This window comes from Nostoc sp. DedQUE09 (assembly GCF_034530915.1).
Classification (GTDB): Bacteria; Cyanobacteriota; Cyanobacteriia; order Cyanobacteriales; family Nostocaceae; genus Nostoc.
In genome coordinates this window covers 25,353-44,549 of sequence record NZ_JAVRCE010000040.1, presented here as the reverse complement: position 1 = coordinate 44,549, position 19,197 = coordinate 25,353, and the positions used below count along the sequence as shown (strand labels likewise).

General features: G+C 41.7%; 13 protein-coding genes and 1 tRNA gene. 6 read left to right on the top strand and 8 right to left on the bottom strand.

The features are described from left to right. The first annotated feature begins 10 nt into the window (after positions 1–10). On the top strand, positions 11–1,159 hold the full coding sequence (locus RMY27_RS22760) for a histidinol-phosphate transaminase (protein ID WP_322667079.1): 1,149 nt from the start codon (positions 11–13) through the stop codon (positions 1,157–1,159). Positions 1,160–1,167: 8 nt separating this feature from the next. Here RMY27_RS22760 and RMY27_RS22755 read toward each other — a convergent pair whose 3' ends face one another. Continuing rightward, a complete protein-coding gene (locus RMY27_RS22755; protein ID WP_194043947.1) occupies positions 1,168–1,722 on the bottom strand; it encodes a hypothetical protein in 555 nt (184 codons plus the stop codon). A gap of 897 nt (positions 1,723–2,619) precedes the next feature. Further along, positions 2,620–3,258: a GNAT family N-acetyltransferase gene (locus tag RMY27_RS22750; protein WP_416211720.1), complete on the bottom strand. Its 639-nt coding sequence runs from the start codon at positions 3,256–3,258 to the stop codon at positions 2,620–2,622. A gap of 1,030 nt (positions 3,259–4,288) precedes the next feature. Between RMY27_RS22750 and RMY27_RS22745 the strand changes: the two genes are divergently transcribed. The 3 genes from RMY27_RS22745 to RMY27_RS22735 all read left to right on the top strand — a co-directional run bounded on the left by RMY27_RS22745 (position 4,289) and on the right by RMY27_RS22735 (position 9,197). After that, positions 4,289–7,819 (top strand): response regulator, encoded by a 3,531-nt coding sequence (locus tag RMY27_RS22745; RefSeq protein WP_322667040.1) that lies wholly within the window; start codon positions 4,289–4,291, stop codon positions 7,817–7,819. 68 nt (positions 7,820–7,887) lie between these two features. Beyond that, entirely contained in the window at positions 7,888–9,075 is a 1,188-nt protein-coding gene (locus tag RMY27_RS22740) for a hypothetical protein (RefSeq protein ID WP_322667038.1), read from the top strand. A 51-nt stretch (positions 9,076–9,126) separates the two neighbouring features. After that, positions 9,127–9,197 (top strand) — tRNA-Gly (locus RMY27_RS22735). A 262-nt stretch (positions 9,198–9,459) separates the two neighbouring features. Here RMY27_RS22735 and RMY27_RS22730 read toward each other — a convergent pair. Beyond that, on the bottom strand, positions 9,460–10,506 hold the full coding sequence (locus RMY27_RS22730) for an ABC transporter permease (RefSeq protein ID WP_322667036.1): 1,047 nt from the start codon (positions 10,504–10,506) through the stop codon (positions 9,460–9,462). Positions 10,507–10,619: 113 nt separating this feature from the next. Then, on the bottom strand, positions 10,620–11,138 hold the full coding sequence (locus tag RMY27_RS22725) for an adenine phosphoribosyltransferase (protein ID WP_322667034.1): 519 nt from the start codon (positions 11,136–11,138) through the stop codon (positions 10,620–10,622). A gap of 499 nt (positions 11,139–11,637) precedes the next feature. On the opposite strand from RMY27_RS22725, the gene RMY27_RS22720 reads away from it, so the two are divergent. Together RMY27_RS22720 and RMY27_RS22715 are read left to right on the top strand one after the other, a co-directional pair. Then, positions 11,638–12,264 carry a DUF3038 domain-containing protein gene (locus RMY27_RS22720; protein WP_322667032.1) on the top strand — a complete coding sequence of 209 codons (627 nt, stop codon included), beginning with the start codon at positions 11,638–11,640 and terminating at the stop codon, positions 12,262–12,264. After that, positions 12,261–13,694 (top strand): DUF4335 domain-containing protein, encoded by a 1,434-nt coding sequence (locus tag RMY27_RS22715; protein WP_322667030.1) that lies wholly within the window; start codon positions 12,261–12,263, stop codon positions 13,692–13,694. The genes RMY27_RS22720 and RMY27_RS22715 overlap by 4 nt, the downstream gene beginning before the upstream one ends. Positions 13,695–13,872: 178 nt before the next feature. On the opposite strand, the gene RMY27_RS22710 is transcribed toward RMY27_RS22715, so the two are convergent. From RMY27_RS22710 to RMY27_RS22695, 4 genes are all read right to left on the bottom strand, one after another. Then, positions 13,873–16,143: a transglycosylase domain-containing protein gene (locus tag RMY27_RS22710; protein ID WP_322667028.1), complete on the bottom strand. Its 2,271-nt coding sequence runs from the start codon at positions 16,141–16,143 to the stop codon at positions 13,873–13,875. A gap of 401 nt (positions 16,144–16,544) precedes the next feature. Continuing rightward, positions 16,545–17,306, bottom strand: coding sequence for a hypothetical protein (locus RMY27_RS22705; RefSeq protein ID WP_322667026.1), 762 nt, complete (start codon positions 17,304–17,306; stop codon positions 16,545–16,547). 218 nt (positions 17,307–17,524) lie between these two features. Then, complete coding sequence (gene lspA / locus RMY27_RS22700) at positions 17,525–18,001, bottom strand: signal peptidase II (RefSeq protein WP_289795760.1); 477 nt, start codon at positions 17,999–18,001, stop codon at positions 17,525–17,527. A gap of 94 nt (positions 18,002–18,095) precedes the next feature. Further along, positions 18,096–18,683, bottom strand: a complete 588-nt coding sequence (locus RMY27_RS22695; protein ID WP_322667024.1) for a biotin transporter BioY — start codon at positions 18,681–18,683, stop codon at positions 18,096–18,098. Between the last annotated feature and the right edge of the window lie 514 nt (positions 18,684–19,197).

Below are 19,197 nucleotides of genomic sequence, written 5' to 3'. Positions count from 1 at the left end.
GACTAAAACTATGCTTCCCTTCATCCGGTCAGATTTAGCCCAATTCACCGCCTATAAACCTCATCCTAGCAGCGATACAGCCAATTCTGTCGCCACACAGTTTGATCGCTTAGATACAAATGAAAGCCCCTACGATTTACCTCTTGAGTTAAAAGAGAAGCTGGCGTGGACTTATCAGCAAGTAATTGAAACAAATCGTTATCCTGATGGCGGACATGAAACCCTTAAGGATGCGATCGCTGAGTACATTAATCAGTCAGCCGACCTCTCATCATCGTTATTTACTGCTGCCAATATTTCTGTTGGTAATGGTTCAGATGAACTAATCCGCTCTTTATTAATCGCCACTTGTCTAGGAGGAGAAGGGTCAATTCTTGTCTCCAATCCCACTTTCTCGATGTACGGGATTTTGGCGCAAACTTTGGGCATTCCTGTGGTGGCGGTGGGGAGAAATGAAACAAATTTTGAAATTGACATAAGCGCCGCACAGTCTGCGATCGAACAAACTCAAAATCCCCCCATTCGCGTAGTTTTCGTAGTCCATCCCAATTCGCCGACTGCTAACAGCTTAACTGAGGTAGAGTTAGCGTGGTTAAGAAGCTTGCCACACCATATTTTAGTAGTAATTGATGAAGCTTACTTTGAATTCAGCCAAACTACCCTAGTAGGTGAATTAGTACAGCATCCTAATTGGGTAATATTACGCACTTTTTCTAAAGCTTTCCGATTGGCATCTCTCCGTATTGGTTATTGCGTTGCTCATCCTGAAGCGATCGCCATTTTAGAAAAAGTTCGCTTACCCTACAATCTCCCCAGTTTTTCTATAGCAGCTGCCTTAGTTGGTTTACAAAATCGTACACTCTTGCTGGAATCGATTCCCCAGACCCTGAGTGAACGAGCTAAACTCATCGAAATTTTATCCCAGCAACCGGAACTACAAATTACTCCAAGTGCTGCCAACTTTATTTACCTGCGTCTTAAACCAAATGGCTTTAATTCACAAGAAGCTGCTTTAAAAACTTTCCACCAGAAACTTAAAACACTCGGCACTCTTGTACGGCACATTAGCGGAGGATTACGAATTACTGTCGGAACGATAGAAGAAAACGCCCGCACCGTTAATCGAGTAAAAGCTGCTTTGGCAAATTTGTCATCTTAGCAATTTACTCAGTAATTAAACCTGCTATTTACCTCACTGCCCAAACGGCGTACTACTCCAACTGTTTGTGGCAGCACACCTACTAAAAGAGCAAAGGCAACATCCGGCAAAAGAGCCACTATTTCTGGTGGAAAGTATTGTTCAAATTGATCGAGAATTTTCTGGACTCGCTGCCCAGGCAGTGGATTTTCTGTAATTTGTTTGATCAATCGAATCCACTGTCGCCTAATCAAGTAAGCCTTCTGGCGTTCTTCATTAGATTCAGGAGTTAATAAAGAAAGATTACCTATGGGCAGTGCCCTTTGGCAATCACAATCGTAATCCCCGCCCACAGCAGCCCCAGGCCCAGCAAACTCTGCATGGTAGCGTTTAAAGAGTATTAATCCATTTCGCCTACGACTATTGACGATGAAAACTTCTCCACTGTGCAAACGTGTAAGGATATCCGAGCCTTGCGATTGCTCAGTTCCGTCTGACATGACAACAGAGTCAAGGAAAGTAGTTTCAGGGTAATAAGTTGATACCATAGAGGTCTGATAGCGTCGATGCTGTTCGCTATCCATGTTTTTTAAACTTTTAATGAATGTTGTTGTAGTATGCACTTCAAAACGGAATTAGCTGTTATATCAAATCAAGTTTTTGAATTCTTTTATTATCAAGATATTTCTGGTCAATCCAACTAAAAATAGCAATATATAGGCGTTCTTTCAGTAATTCGGGTGATTATATTTTATGAGATATAACTAGATTTGTCTGTAAACTATACTAGTGTTTTTTTAAAGTTTTTATAAAGATGAATAAATGAATTACAAAGTTCTTATGAGGAAGTAATGATTTCTTTCAACACGATTTAGCGTATGTTCCCATTATAGTCCATTTTCATCTATATCAAATGCTTTAAAAAATTTGTTAACTATAAATCCCAAAAAATAAATTTAACATTTTTTAATATTAAAAATATTTACCAAAAAGATAATTTGTTTATAGAAACGAGGGAATTTTTCGTAAAAAGTTTAAATCAAATATTCTTTTGATAAAAAATTATAAAAAGCTATTTACTTACTTCGTAAATTCATAAACATGTTTTAGTTTTGATTTATAGGACTCCTATTTGATTAAGTCAAAAAACCCCTCAGTATAACTCAAAGAGCCTCTTTATCCTTAGTTCTTACCTGCTAAACTAAGTCAGTCCTTGAAATCAAAGCGGATTTATATGGATATTTAGCTAAGATTGGCTAGATTTCTAATTAAACCCCATCTATTGAAAAATATCGAGTTTTTAAGAAAAGTATATTATTTAGTCCTGGCTTGAGTTTTGAGCTTTCTCTAAGTCAAAATAACTATGGTTCCAAAGCTAGACGTGGTTTAGCTTAGTTTGTGTTTGATTACCTTTATGAGTTACAGATTTTATCGAATTAATTGGAATGGAAGACAAAGTTTGACAATTGGCAAAACAAAATTCAGATAATAGAATCCGCACTCAGGTGCTTGTGCAATAACATCTGGCTTGAGCGTCTTAAAATAAATGTATTCCAATTAGATTCGACTTTATGCACTCGATATCCCAGCTTGAAATAAAGCTGTCGTGCTTGATGGTTATTTTCTAAAACATGGAGATATAAGTCTTGAAATCCCCACTCGCGAGAGACTTTTTCACAGCTAGTAAGTAATCCTGAAGCCACACCATGTCTACGGTATTTTGGGTGAACCGCTAAATTAGACAAGTAAGGAAAACCTACACCAACCTGGCTCCATGAATCACTACTGTAGCGTACACCCATTTCCACACTTCCTACTAAGTTATTAGCCTCACCAGTAGTAGCTTCAAGGGCAACTAAGCAAAGATGACGTGGCGCAGGTGATGCCATCCGATGTCTTAAGTCTTCGTAAATACCTAGACGTAGCAACGGGAAAGCCCATCCCCATATACCCTTGTGGGAGTGAAAGCTTTCAGTAATAATTTGGGCAACATCAATCAAATCAGCAGGTGTAGCTGTACGAATTTGGAATTGGCAAAAAGCTGAATCGATTGGCTGTTGGTGGTATGGGTGAAAAAACCGATATTTCAAGGCTAGTTTAGTATTGATTTTATTCAACAAAAATTTTCTCAAATATCCTAAAACAAGATTTAAACTAAATCAGAACTTATAGAGTTGCCCAGGAGATTTAACTAAACCAATATTGCTAATTCGCTTTTTATTGTCGATTAAACAAATTTTTACACTTTGGCTTGGAATTTTAGAACCTGCATTTTTGAAAGAGTATTAGCAGTTAGAACTTCATAAATCTATAACATTAAATTCAGTATATTCATTGCATCCCTTTTTTTAGGTAACCACAATATCAAACTGATTGCCACAAAACATCTGTAAATTGATAGAGCTTTAAGCGAGTGGCCAGAGGAATAGCATAACTTGTCTGTAAGCAGCATCTCCAAAATTGTTAAGTAAGTACACTATTGGCAAACTCTGGTTTCAAACTACCCTTGGTTGCAGTACTGAACTTGTTTTTGCAGTTGCCGCTACACTGACACTACTTTGCTACCGAGTCCATCCAAATAGGCTGTACAGCTTCTGGGACAAGAATCTGTAAGGTTCCTTAATCCCTAATCTCTAACTCCTCAACCACGACCACTTGTCTTAATGATAGTTCTGATTGCTAAATTAGAAAGAGGTATTTGTCTAATAGTATACTTTGGCTTTAAATCTTTTTGTTTTAATTTCGCTGACTCTACCATGACTACCATAAATAAAATTTACCTGCAAGTGTTATTACAACAGTTGTGGAGGGAAAACTTAATATGCAGCTTTATCTGGATTTTTCAGCTGGCTATGAGCGCTGTATGTATCATCAGACATTGCTCACAGGAGGTGAAAAAAGATTTGGCAAGCAAAGGTCGACTCTGTAACACTAAAACTGACAATGAACGCAATTACACTGCACCAACGCAAACGGTAATCGGCACAAGCAATTGAGACGAATTACTGTGAGTAAACGCTCCTACACTCAGCAGTCATGTAGCCAAACAGCCCTATTGGTCGAAATGCTCTGCTCTTACCTGACTCAGAAAAATCCTTACCTGATCAGATTATTCTTTATCCGACTGCCGTTGCAGCAGGAAAGCGGTGCATGAAATCCCAAGCAAACAGTAAGCCTAAAATTTTGGTTGTCGATGATGAACCAGACAACCTTGACTTGCTTTACCGCACTTTCTATCGTGATTATAAGGTGCTAAGGGCAACCTCTGGCCCTGCCGCCCTCGATCTGCTGGCCCAAGAGGGAGAGATCGCGGTGATCATCTCCGATCAACGGATGCCAATGATGAGCGGTACAGAGTTTTTGAGCCTGACAGCAACTCAATATCCAGATATTATCCGGATTATTTTAACTGGCTACACCGATGTTGAAGACTTGGTGGAAGCAATCAATGCTGGCAAGGTATTTAAATATGTAACGAAACCGTGGGAAGCGGAAGAACTAAAAGCAGTGGTACGGCAAGCTTTGGATACCCACAATGTCCTCAAAGCTAGAACCCGCGAACTTACCCGCACACTCCGTCAAGAATCGCTGCTGAATACCGTTACCAATACGATTCGCAGTGCTTTAGACTACAGACAAATTTTGCAAGCAATTGTAGATACAGTCGGTCACATGTTAGAGGTGGATGTTTGTCTGCTACGTCCCTTCCAAGATGAGCAGTTAGCGGATAAAGGGTTTATTTATCAAAAGCCTCTTTCTGAAGAAGCAGAGGTGCAGGAGATCGGAGCAGAAGTAGCAGTAAGTCTTTCCTCTGTGCCCGCTATATCCTCTGCAACTTCTCTGCCTCTTTTGGCTCAGACAGTGTGGGAAACCCGTGAAGTTCAAGTGATTCACGATGCGATCGATGATGAGCGCATTCACGGTAACACTCCCGAACTGCGTGAACGTGGGCAAGCTTTTGCTGCTGCTAACATTTGTTCTAGTTTGGTTGTGCCATTGATCTGCCAACAAGAACTGATGGCAGTACTAGCACTGCACCAGTGTTCTGTTCCTCGCTTCTGGGGTGAGGATGAGGTGCAGTTAGTGTTGATGGTAGCGGATCAGGCAGCCTTAGCTTTATCTCAAGCTTATGCTTACGAACAAGTACGTGCTCTTGCCAAGCGAGAGAGCTTGATTAATACAATTACTAGCGCGATTCGCTCTAGCTTAGATCCTCAAGATATCTTTGCGGCTATTACCCAACAATTGGGACAAGCTTTACAAGTTGATGGGTGTGTCTTGTCTTTGTGGACAGAGGAAGATGAGTTTGTTGAATGTGTGGGTTTGTATGATAGTTTTCAACATCTAGAAAATTTAAGAGCGCCAGCCCCAGAGAATAATTCAAGTAGCAATCATCACCTATCAAACCAGAGATTACCCTATTCTCAAGCATCGATTCAAGAAAATCCCATCCTCCAACAAATGCTACAGACACATGAACCTGTGGTAATTGGTAATGTAAGCCATTCTCCTTCAGATGTGCGGGGTTTTGATTTACCTTTAAAAATGCCAGCGCGATCGCTAATGTTTGTGCCATTACTGGCAGATGGTAAATGCATCGGTAGTATTACGTTGCATGAAGGTAAAAAAGTACGCCAATGGTTGCCATCTGATATCGATTTGGCAAAAGCAGTGGCAGCGCAAGCCGCGATCGCTGTGCAGCAGTCACACTTGTATCAAAAAACTCGCCAACAAGCTGAACGCTTACTAGAATTAGACAAACAAAAAACTGAATTTTTCCAAAATATTTCCCATGAGTTCCGCACACCGATTACCTTGATTCAAGGGCCTTTAGAGTCGGCAGTAGCGGCTGGTGAGGGATTATCTTACTCCCAAAGTGCGATCGCCCTGCGTAACTCCCGCCGCCTGCTGCGACTGGTAAATCAACTGCTGGATTTACAACGCCTGAATGCAGGGAGAATGCAGCCTAGCTTCCATCCTTGTGATTTAGTCGAATTTGTCAGCCAAATAGTTGAATCTTTTCGTCCTTACTGTGAGAAAAAGAGACTGCATCTCGTTACTCAGTTAGATGAGTGTTCGACGGTGTACTTGGACATGGAAAAATTTGACAAGGTGGTTTATAACCTCTTGTCAAATGCCATGAAGTTTACTCCTGAGGGTGGTACCATCAGTGTCAGGCTAAAATCTGAGCGCGATCGCTGCATCTTACAAGTGCAAGATACTGGAATTGGTATTGTTAAAGAACAAATTCCCCACCTATTTGAGCGCTTTCGCCAAGCTGAAGGTTCAGCAAACCGCTCCTATGAAGGCAGTGGTTTGGGTTTAGCTTTAGTTAAAGAATTAGTAGAATTACATGGTGGTCAAGTCACTGTGGAATCAGTTTATGGTGAAGGTACTACTTTTAGTTTATGGCTGGTGACTGGAAATGCTCATTTACCTGCACAGCAAGTACTAGAAACGCCTACCGAAGTGAATACAAGCCGCGCTAGTGTAGAATTAGCTGATTTAGAACTAGTAGAGTCAACAACAGACAATATTGAAGATATTACAATAAACCTCTCCCCCAGTGTTGATACTCAAGACTCAGCACATAAGACTCAGCACTCAATTTTAGTTGTAGATGACAATCCCGATTTGCGAACCTATGTATCTGAGATTTTCCGCCGCAATGGCTATCATGTACAGACGGCTCGTAACGGCCATGAAGGGCACAGTAGAGCGAAGGAAATTCTACCCAGCTTGATTGTGACTGACTTAATGATGCCATTAGTAAGCGGACTTGAGATGATTCAGATGATTCGCAATGAGGAGACGTTGAAAGGAACACCAATCATTCTGCTGACAGCGAAAGTAGATGAAGAAACCCGCATCGAAGGTACAGAACATGGCGCGGACGCTTATTTAGCAAAACCATTCAACGATCGGGAACTTTTGGCGGAAGTTCGCAATCTTTTAGCGTTGAAAGAAAATGAACGGCGAATTGTGGAGTTAAATACTTATCTAACAGAATCGGTGCTAAAGCGCTTTTTACCTGCTGTATTGGTGCAAAAAGCCGCAACTGGAGATTTAACGTTAGATTTGCGCCCAGAACCACGTTTAATTACAGTTTTGTTTAGCGATATTGTGGGTTTTACACAGCTAGCAAATACTCTCAGATCCCGACGAGTTGCAGAGTTGCTAAATGAATATTTAGAAGCCATGACCAAAGTTGTCTTTAGTAATGGTGGCACTGTAGATAAATTTATGGGAGATGCTATTTTAGCTTTATATGGAGCGCCGGAAGAACTAACCCCTAACGAACAAGTGCGTCGTGCCATTAATACAGCAAGAGCAATGCACCGCTCACTGGCTGACTTAAACCAGCGTTGGCGAGAGCAAGGTGTATTCGATAGCGACAAACTTACTAGCGTACAGTTCCGGTGTGGTATTCACCAAGGTACTGCTGTTGTGGGAATGTTTGGTAGCGCTGAACGCGCCGATTATACTGCTATTGGCCCAAGTGTGAATATTGCCGCCAGGTTGCAAGCTGCCGCTGTTCCCGGTACAATCCTGGTTTCTGCTGCCGTAGCAGATTATTTGCAGGAAGGAGAAATTACTAAAGGTAGTCCGCTAGAACTTAAAGGAGTAGATGAAACAGTTTTGACTTTCGCTGTTTCACCAGAGGTAATGGTTAATCGCTAAAATTTAGACTGGTATTTTAAAGCATTACCAATGAGTAAAAGTGCATAATCATATCCAGTTTATATAATATGACACCATCGGTTGCAGACAAAACTCCAATTCCAGCCAAGGTCTGGAGACGACACACCGATCCACCAGGTTTGTGGATTTTTGTCGTTGTCAGTTCAGTCTCTCTGCACTTGCTGGTGTTCTGGCTGATGCGCTCATCTAATGCATTTGGTCTGTGGTTTCCCCAGCAAAATCAATCTGCTGTTCCCGTTGAATTGATAGACATTGCTCCTAAAACAACATCAATAAAATCAAAATCAACAGCCAAAATAGTTTCGTCAAAGCCACTATCCTCTAGTCAAAAGTCTGTACCAGCACGTTCATCACAAACAGCACGAACTACGCCTATAAATCAAGATTTTGGCGTAATAAATTCTCCTGACAATCTCCAGAAAAAGAGCCGAATTTACGCCTCTCAACCTAATAGCGAACCTTCTAGACAGCAGATAGTCCCCACACCAACACCGAAACCTATAGCTAAAGTCACACCGACACCGACACCTAAAGCCACGCCGAAACCTATAGCTAAAGTCACACCGACACCTACAGTTCCAGTCGGTAATTTACCTTGGAACCGTCGTCAAGAAATAAAACTGGGAAAGGGAACGCAACTACCAACAGGTATTCCATCAAATCGACCAGTTTCAGAACCTGAAAATAGAGAAACTCCAGCGACTTCCACTAGAGAAACTCCAGCAACTTCGACTCCAGAAACTCCAGCGACTTCGACTCCAGAAACTCCAGTAACTTCGACTCCAGAAACTCCAGCAACTTCGACTACAGAAACTCCAGCGACTTCGACTCAAGGAGCATCGGTAGCAATAGTAACTCCCTTATCTAGAGATGAAGTGATTAGCTTGATACAATCAAAAGGATTCCGACAAGATGCTTTACCCGACGTTATCGCTTTATACAGGGGAAGCAACACAAAACAATTAGACCCAAGTTTTCTTGTCCATAATTCGGAACTTGAGCCAGCACAACTCTTGGCTAGCTTGATAATTGATCAGAATGGCAACTTTCAACAGGCTGTAGTTCTAGAAATAGAACCAGCAAAACTGCAAAGTGAAAAAAGTACATACGAGCAAGTCCTGAGCGAAGTTTTCAAAACAGAAAACTTTCTTGCTGCCCACAATAACGATGGCACAAAACCAGAATTGAGCAATTTGTATGTGAGGATCAAAATGCAACCCGCAAATTCCAACTAAATGACTTGAATTTTTAAAGAAGCTGTGTTAAGCTTATAGGGTTGGAAATTTGCGGGCGTAGTTTAGTGGTAAAACTATAGCCTTCCAAGCTATTAATGCGGGTTCGATTCCCGCCGCCCGCTTAGAAAAAAACTCTTAAATATACGAGTGCAAAAAGCTAAGCCTAAATCTTAGTAAAATAATTAGTTAAACAGCAATTCACAATTTTTTGCAGCGTGCAGAAATAGCTTGAAACTGAGAGTAGCCAAATTCAAGATATGATGAGGAATAAGCAACACTTTCTTCAACAACATCCGCACTTTGGCTAACTCTTTGTTGTTTTGTAGTTGACAGAACTCTGAAAAACGCCTAATAAGTTTTGATTTTTTGAATTTATAATTGCTGCTAATTAAGATTTTCTAGGCGAATGCGTGGATCGGCTGCTTTGAGCATCAAGTCGGCGATTAAATTGCCAACAATCAGCAGTACTGCGCCCATTATCAAGCTTGCCATTAATAAATATAAATCTTGAGCTTGTAAAGCTTGTAAAGCCAATCTCCCTAAACCAGGCCAGTTGAAGAAAAATTCGGCGATGAAGGCACCATTTAATAAACCAGCTAATTCAAAACCCAATAAGGTAATTAAAGGATTTATAGCGTTGCGGAGTGCGTGAACATAGATGACGCGGTTTTCTGGCAAACCTTTGGCACGAGCCGTTTGGATGTAGTCTTGACGCAGCACATCCAATAATTCGCCACGAGTGATGCGTTGCAAACCAGCAAAACTGGTAATTGAGAGTGCGATCGTGGGTAAGATCATGTGCCAGCCGATATCTAAGATTCTGCCAAACCATGACAGTTCCGAGTGATTGATGCTAGTCATACTACCCACTGGGAATAGTGGCGAGGTGATTTGGGCTAGAACCAGCAGGGCTAAGGCAGTGATGAAACTGGGAAAGCCTTGTCCAGCATAACTAATCACCTGTAGAATGCGGTCTGCTGGCTTATTTTGTTTAACGGCGGCAAAGATCCCTAGAGGGATAGCGATCGCCCATGTGACAATTAAAGATGCGATCGCTAATAGCAAAGTCGCTGGTACTCGTTCCCACAACAGTGATGCCACTGAACGTTGATAAATAAAACTCGTACCAAAATCCCCTTTGGTTAAGATTCGCCATAGCCATAACCCAAATTGCTCTGGCCAAGACTTATCCAGACCAAACTGCCGTTTGATTTCCTCAATTCTTTCAGGAGATATCTTCGGATTTTGCCGTAGCGTATCTACATAATCACCGGGTGCGAGTTGAATGATGAAAAACGACAACGCTGACGCCAACAACAAAGTTAGCAGTGCTTGCAATAGTCGCTTTGCCACATAAACAAAAGTTTCGCTCGTGACTAGCCCGATTAGCCAATCCCGACCTGTCTCCAAGGAAATTTTCGTAGATGTCATTTATATTTTGTCCTTTGTCATTTGTCTTTCGTCATTTGTCCTTTGCCATTTGTCATTTGCCAGTTGTTTTGCTATTGACCAATGACTAATGACTAATGACTAATGACCTATGACTAATATTCAATTAAAGAGATAATCGGCACGTCCGGTAAATGTGTACGCCCTTGTAAATCCCGTAGCTCGATAATAAACCCAAATCCTACTAGTTCGCAGCCAATCTTCTGTAACAATTTTGCTGTCGCACTTGCAGTTCCACCTGTGGCTATCAAATCGTCCACAATCAAAACTCGGCTACCTTGGTGTAGAGCGTCTTGATGCACTTCTAGGCAATCTGTACCATACTCTAATTCATATTCAATTGAATGAACAGCTGCTGGTAACTTCCCTTTTTTACGGATGGGAATAAAACCAGCTCCTAATTTATAAGCCAGAGGCGAACCAAAAATGAATCCTCTCGACTCCATACCAATGACATAATCAGCTGTTATTCCTGCGTCTTTGCATTTTTGTGTTAAAAAGTCAATAGTGTAGCGCAGTCCCTCTGGATCGCGCAGTAACGTAGTAATATCCCGAAATAAAATTCCGGGTTTCGGGAAATCTGGAATGTCACGAACGAGAGACTTTAAATCCATAAAATGGGGAATAAAGGAGTAGGGAATGGGGAATGGGGCATGGGGAATGAGGTAGAAAAATTAATAAGCAATACCCAATACAACTCTTAAAGAGGCTGTGCCAACGACTTCTCTACGAGACGCTACGCGTTAGCGGAGCTTTCGCTTTAGCGATACGCTCAGTACAAGTGCCCAATTTCAGATACCTGAAAAATCGTACACTATAATGTCATACGCTGGGGGTCAATCGGAGGTCGAGGCTAAAGCTTCGCTCTTCATTGACGATAATTAGAATCTAAACCAAGCTATAAAAGGTATTTCACTAATAAATGAGGTGAATTTAGTTATGTTTTAAAATTTTGATTTCAATATAGGGAAAACTTTGAGTAGAAAGAGTTAAGTAATGTATATATCAGGTAGTCATGCTACTGCCATGCCACAAGTCTAAGGCTCAAGTCTTGGCTACCGATCTTAAATTTGTTTTATCTAGTCTGTTGGAACCGCACAAGGTATTTATAGAATGAATGTTTCAGCAAGTTTAACGCCGTTCAACAGTCCAACCCAAGATTCACTGCCGATGATTCTGGACACTTTACCAGATCCTGCGATCGCTTCCAAAACGTGTCCTCGGAGAACCAGGTTGCAAATTGACCTGATTTTACTGGCAATTGAAGCTTTAGAACTTGGTGGTTCGGAAGCAATCCTGGCTTTTGCTCAAGAGTTGGATCTTAAAGGAATTGTTAAAGATAGGGTGAATTTATGGCGGATGCGTAGCTCTAACCCGCTACGAAGAGCGCACATGCGCCGTCCCTTAACTATTATGGAAGCAAAAGCTTTGGTGGTCATTGCTTGCTACATAGCACGGCGTTTAACTGTTGTCATCCGCCAGTTATTAATGATATGTCAACAAATGGAAGAAAAACAGATTCCATTAGAACAGAATTTGCGGTTATCTAATTATTTAGAGCGGTTTAGAGCGCATTTTAAAAGCCGGATGAATGCTCGACGTTCTGGTGCACTAGCATTAACTTCTGATGAAAAATTAGATGCGCTAGCAATAAATTTGTTAGGACAATTACTATTTTGTACTGGTACTGCTGGAATGCAGCGGTTCTGGATTAGTCTTTTTGACGGTGAAGTGGAATGAATATTCAACGTAAGTACAGTCTACCTAATTGTACTCTTCTTTTAGAAGGGTTAAGTGATGTTACTAGGGCTGCACAGTTCCAGGAAATACGCCCAGAATTATCAATATTGGTAAATGCAGAATGCTATTTATCTGGTTATAATCAACCCCTAACAGGAGGGCGGGAATTTTTTGAAAGTTTGGTGAGGGCTGTTAGTGGTTACGCCCAAGAATTTCTGAGTACTGTACCCAATCCGCAAGCACACAACCAGGAATCGGAGCTAGTAGAGTTTCAAAAAATTGACGGCAACCGCCACAGGTTAATCATACATTCAGAGAATGCTCCAGAGGGATTCGAGTCTCACTCTAATAATTCTAAACGTCCGCCTATTGAAATAGATTTGAATACGGTACAGTTGTTTGATTTGGTAGAAGCAGTGGATCAGTTTTTTGCTGATACTCAGACTTTACCGGAATTATCCCTAGAACTACAACCAGTTACTAGACGTTATGGTGGTGCTAGTCAGGCTGTAATTAGGCAAGCTGTTCCTGCGGCTGTGGGAGTATCAAGTTTAGCAGTAGCAGCGATCGCATTTAACTTGATTCCACCTCCCCAAATTCGTCCACCGCAACCTAAGCCAGATGAGCAAACTAGCTCTACAACAAAGAGCCTTAATCCTCCAGCATCAGCAGCTGCAACACCCATCGAGGCTGCAACACCTACAGAAACACCCACAGCTAATGAAAAGCCAGTAGTCAAAGATTTAGAAGCACTTTTAAATACAGTTCCAGAAATTACCGACCCATCCCAGCTACGTGCATTGAATCGTCAAGTGTATAACCAAGTTCATCCAGCTTGGACTAAGCGTTCAGGATTGCAACAGGATTTGATCTATCGTTTGGGTGTAGCTGCGGATGGAGCGATCGTTGGTTATAAAGCGGTGAATAAAGACGCTAATCAAGGAGTCGAGCAAACTCCTCTGCCTAACCTACTTTATAATCCTGCTAACCGCGCTCCCATTTCTAATGAACCAATCGCCCAATTCCGAATAGTGTTTACTACAAATGGTGTGCTACAAGTTAGCCCTTGGCGAGGATATGCTAAAACACCAGAGGTAGTCGGTGCAAAAATTACTGACTCCAATATCACTAAAGGTTTAAATAAAAAACTTTATAATACAGTTCGCCAAACCTGGAGTGGTACCCCCACCTTTACGCGAGATTTGAAATATCGGGTAGCACTCAACAAAGATGGTGTAATTGCTGACTATGAACCACTTAATCAAGTCGCCTTTGATTATTTCCGAGAAACACCTCTTCCTAAGATGTTTAACGCCATCTATGGTTCTAATGTAGCTGCTCCTAATGACAAAGAACCTCTAGCCCACTTTCAAGTGATATTCAAGCCTAACGGCAAGCTGGAAGTCACTCCTTGGAAGGGATATCAGTAATTGGGGATTAGAATTGGGGATTGGGAATTAAGTTTTTTCGCTAGTCTCCAGTTGAACAAATTTTGCGGTCAAGTTATTGCTAGTCAAGAGTCTAGTGTTAATTGTCTAATCATTTTGAAATCATTACCGGAGATTGGGAATTGAAAACTCTTCTCAGTCTCCAGTCCCCAATGCCCAATTACCTTGTAATTCTCCGCATATAATTTCCCCACAACTGAGCTGCTTGAGCGCTGCTACCAGATGTCGGGGAATTATTATCGTTTCCCAACCAAACGCCAGTTACAAGTCGCTGACTGGGAATAAAACCAATAAACCACAAGTCAACGTTTTTATCAGTCGTGCCAGTTTTACCAGCTTCCCCTAGTCCAATGGCAGCACTACGACCAGTACCCCTTGTGATTACACCACGCATCAAACTAGTCATTTCATCGGCGACATTAGTTGTCAATACTCGTTTGTTGGCACCTGGATCTTGGTCGAAGGAGTAGATTACACGACAGGTTTTGATATCATTGCGATCGCTGCAATCACCACTGTCTAAAATTCGGCTGATGGCATGGGGAGGATTCAATACGCCGCGATTGCCAATAGCGCCAAAAGCACCAGTCATTTCCAAAACATTGACTACGCTTTGACCCAGTACCAAGCCGGGAACCGGATCGAGGTTTGATTTTATCCCCAAACGCTGCGCCATTGCCACAACTTTATCTAGCCCGACTTGTCTGGCAACTCGCAAGGCGATGGGATTTTCTGAAAGCGCTAGCCCGGTGGCAATATCTAAACTAGTGTCAGCACCAGCACGACAGGGTTTATAAGTAAAGCCTTGCCAAGTTAAAGGGGCGCAAGAATAACTTTTTGATTCTGGAATTCCCTGTTGAATAGCAGCAGTATAAGCAAAGATTTTGAAGGTGGAACCTGGCTGTCTTTTGGCTTGAACAGCACGATTGAACTGACTTTTTTTGTAATCAGTTCCGCCTACCATTGCCAGGATACTGCCTGTACTAGAATCAAGAGTGACTACTGCTCCTTGAGAAAAATTAAAATTTCTACCAGAGTTGTTCACTGAATTATTCAACGCTGCTTCTGCTTGTCTCTGTATCGCTGGATCGAGCTTGGTTTCAATGATATAGTTTCCTTCTCTTGCTGCTCCTTCTCCCAAGATTGATTCCAGTTCAGAGAAAACGTAACTATAAAAATAAGGTGCGATCGTTTTAGCTTGCTGTTCGCAGACTTTAGGACTAATTTGAACAGTGGAACGTCTAGCTCGGTTCGCATCCTCTGCTTTAATTTTGCCCATTTCCAGCAACCGCTTGATCACACGATTTCGGTATTCAGCCGCTTCTAGTTTATTTGGCCCATCTCCACAAAAATCGAAAGCATTGGGTGCTGGTAAAATTCCGACTAATGTTGCTGCTTCTGCCAAAGTTAATTCTTTAGCCGACTTCTCAAAGTAATATCGGGCTGCATCCTCAAAGCCAGAGGTATCCCCTCCCAAAAAAACCCGATTTAAGTACATCAGCAAAATATCATCTTTGCTGTAAAAGGTTTCGAGCTTTAGGGCGACAACTGCCTCCCGCAATTTCCGGCCAAGGGTATCCTGTCTGCCTACATACTCGCGGAACAAACTGCGGGCAACTTGCTGGGTTACAGTACTAGCTCCTTGTTGTACATCTCCACTGCGGCTATTAATCAGCACAGCTCGTAAAATCCCCCAAGGATCAACTCCAAAGTGCCAGTAATAACGACTATCCTCTGAAGCCACTACCGCAGCAGGCAAATAAGGGCCAAATTCCTCTAATCGCTTCATGTCTATATGAGAGATTGTCCGAGGCTCTCTCAGAGGAGTGGCTCCATCACGGGCATAAACAACTACTGGAGCGCGTGTCGCTGTTGGTAGAGGTTTGACTGAAAATTTCAGCCATTCGACGCCAATCACTAATGTTAACAGGGCACTGACACCACCGACACCATAAGCTGTCCAACTTGCAGCTTTGACATACCATGCTGGTGGATCTACATATTGCAAGCGTACAGAAGCGGCGAGTTCTGGGGGTCCCAGAGTCAGAATATCGCCGTGACGCAGTTCTAGGGAATTAACACGACGCTTGCCACGATAAATGCCATTGGTAGAGTTTTCGTCTTTGATCGTGAAAACTGGTGTGCGCTGAGTAGAATTACGCGATAGTGACAGGTGAATTTGGCTGACAACAGGGTTACGGATGACGATATCGCTGGATTTGGAACTACGACCGAGAATATAGCGATCGCCCAACAGTGGATATACCTCTGCTTTATCCGCCCCCGCATCCTGCACCCAAAGTTCTGGTACTTTGGCATTAGGCTTGAGCGCCAATTTTGAAAAATCGACCCTAGCTTGAATCGTATGTACTGCTTGAGTCAGTTGACCTAGTAACGTTTGTGGCTTGTGAGGGGGTTGGGGAGAACTCATCGGCTATTCACATCACAGTTTTTAATAAAGAATCGGGCGAATTACAATCAATTTTAGATGTTAATCTTTCATCATTTTACTCATAAGCCAAAGCATAAATTAGCTATACGGGGCTTTATTGATTCAATTTATACTTAAGCTTATATTATAGTTAGAACTTATTTGTGATTTTAGTCACTTCTTTATAGGAGAAAAGATTTTTTCTATATTCTCAAAGGCTTATATAATCTAATATTCGTTCAATAACTTAACTATAAGTACAATTTTCCATTTTGTCTTTTTAAACACTAGCTAGCAATAAACAGCTGATTTAATTGTTACCAATTTTACATATCCACATATTCTGAAACAAACCTAAATATCTTCATTTAGGAGGATTTTCTAAATCTTGGTTATCTGCTTTAATGGGGCGAGTGTTCCGTTGAGGTTAATTTCAGAATGATGGGAAAATCTCTGAGCTTGATTGGTACAGCTTTATCTTTGGCACTTACCACTAATATTGCTGTAGCCGAATCCAGTAAATCCCCCATAGCCCAATCTAGTAGCGACTCCACTAGTAGTGCACCAGCGGAAATTAAGCTATCGCCAGAAGGTAAGAAAATTCTGTGCGAGAAATCTCCGCTTAATTCACGTTGTCCCGGCGGCACAGCACTCACCCCTAGCGCTCCTGGTAGCACTACAGTACCAGCAGAAACAGCACCAGCAGAAACAACAACGCCTGATAGCACCACCACTCCTGATAGCACAACTACACCAGGAACCGCTCCTTCTGAATCTGGTACTCCCGAAACCACTCCAGCACCAGGAGGCCCAACCACTCCTGAAGGCGCACCTAGCAACTTAACTCCACCATCAGGAAGCCCAACCACTCCTGAAGGCGCACCTAGCAACTTAACTCCACCAGGAAGCCCAACCACTCCTGAAGGCGCACCTAGCAACTTAACTCCACCATCAGAAAGCCCAACCACTCCTGAAGGCGCACCTAGCAACTTAACTCCACCAGGAAGCTCAACCACTCCTGAAGGCGCACCTGGCACTCCTGGTAGCACTACCGAACCAGGAAGCTCAACCACCCCTGAACAACCTGGCACTCCTGGCAGCACTACTGAACCAGGTAGCTCTCCCAGTACTCCCGGCTCTAGTTCGCCAAAAACTCCTACCACAGGTAACTAAATTCAAAGCTGGGGCATAATCTAAATAATGGTTTGCCATCAGCGATCGTCAGTGCATCTTTCGTGAACTCTTGCACTAGTTATACAAACTGGTGTCAGGTGACAAATAAAAGTTGATAAAACCTTATACGTAAAGTCTTCGCATATAAGACTAAACAAGGGTTTCACTAAATCAATAGCCTGGGATTAATCATCCCAGGCTTAATAGTTTAATGGGATCTGCCAGTTGAAGTCGGTGTTTTTTGCAAGGAAGCAATTAACAGGCAAACAATACCGATACTAATAAATGAATCTGCCACATTAAATACAGCAAAGTTAATCAGACGAAAATCAAGAAAATCAACAACATAGCCTAAAACAAAACGATCAATACCGTTGCCCATAGCTCCACCTAAAATCAAGCCATAGCCTAACTGATCCCACAAATTTAATGTTGGGCCAATTAACGCCAACGCTATCAATACTAAACTCACTCCTAAAGATAGCCAGCGCAACCACTCTACTTTCCCACTCAACAGACTAAAAGCCGCACCAGTGTTAGTGACATAGGTGAAGTGAAATATGCCAGGTAAAAGTGGTAGTGTCTGCCCCAGGCTAAAGCTTTGTACTACCCAGTACTTTGTTATTTGGTCTAAGAAAAAAGCGATGAAGGCAGCAATCCAGAAAAGACGATTTTTTAAATGCATAGCTAATTAGTCATTGGTCGTTGGTCGTTGGTCATTAGTCATTGGTCATTGGTCATGAGCTTTTGACAAATGACAAAGGACGAAAGGCAATGAACTAATAAAACATTAAGTGACGCAATATATATGCTATTACAGTAACTGCACAGACCACGGTTAGTTGACCTGGTAGTGCAAACCAGGAATATCTAAGAATTGCTTGCATCAAGGGTAGATTTTCTGTGCCTTTCCACTGAAAAAAATAGCTAATAATCAAATAAGTAATACCGCAGATGTGGAGAGTTAACAAGCCACAGATACAACTAAAGGCAAGAGTTTCTAGTCGAGGTCTCGCTTTAAAGGCAACTAAGCCACAAATCCAAGCTCCAGGAATAAAGCCTAGTAGATAGCCAAACTGAGACAGCTTGACATAACCAATACCACCGCCATCGGCAAATACTGGTAATAAGGTTAACCCCATGACTAAATAGGCAATTTGCGAGAGCGCACCCGCATTTTTGCCTCCTAAACAACCCACCAACAATACTGCGCCAATTTGAAAAGTGACACCTAAAGAAAAAGTCTGAATTCCGTGCTGACTCCAAGTCCAAGGTAAGGTGATGCCATAAACTTCTAAAAAGGTACCACCCATTGTCAGGAGTAAGCCAATCATAGACCACAGTAATTGATTGGAAGCAGCAAACATTTATCAGGCAACCAAAGAAAAGCAAAAGGGAAAACCAACAGCAACTAGCATATTCATTAATATTGAAATGAAATTTGTGCTTACATCTTAAGAACTAACATATTTTCTTTTGCCTTTTTGGTATGTAATTTTTCAGTTCTACGAATTGTAGCTGAGGTGTCTATTATCTGCTTTTCTTGGCTGAGGCGTACTGTGAATTCTGGTATTTAACCTAAAATATGGTAAATTAACATTATCGATATTAGTATTTATACTAGTTTTGCAGAACAGTGCCTAAGTTTGGCTACAAAGTTTTTAACGCTTAATCTTAATTAATATTTATATACCTTTTTTATGAATTGACCAACCAAAATACACTACCAATAAATTTTTGTAAATAAGTATAACAAACTCACTATAGTAATATTTCTATCTTCGAATTAAAGTAAGAGTATAAAATTTATCAATAAAAACTAGAAACAAGAGTTTGCTCTTCATCAAAAAAACAAGTGTTTTTTTGCTTTGTTAACCTTTC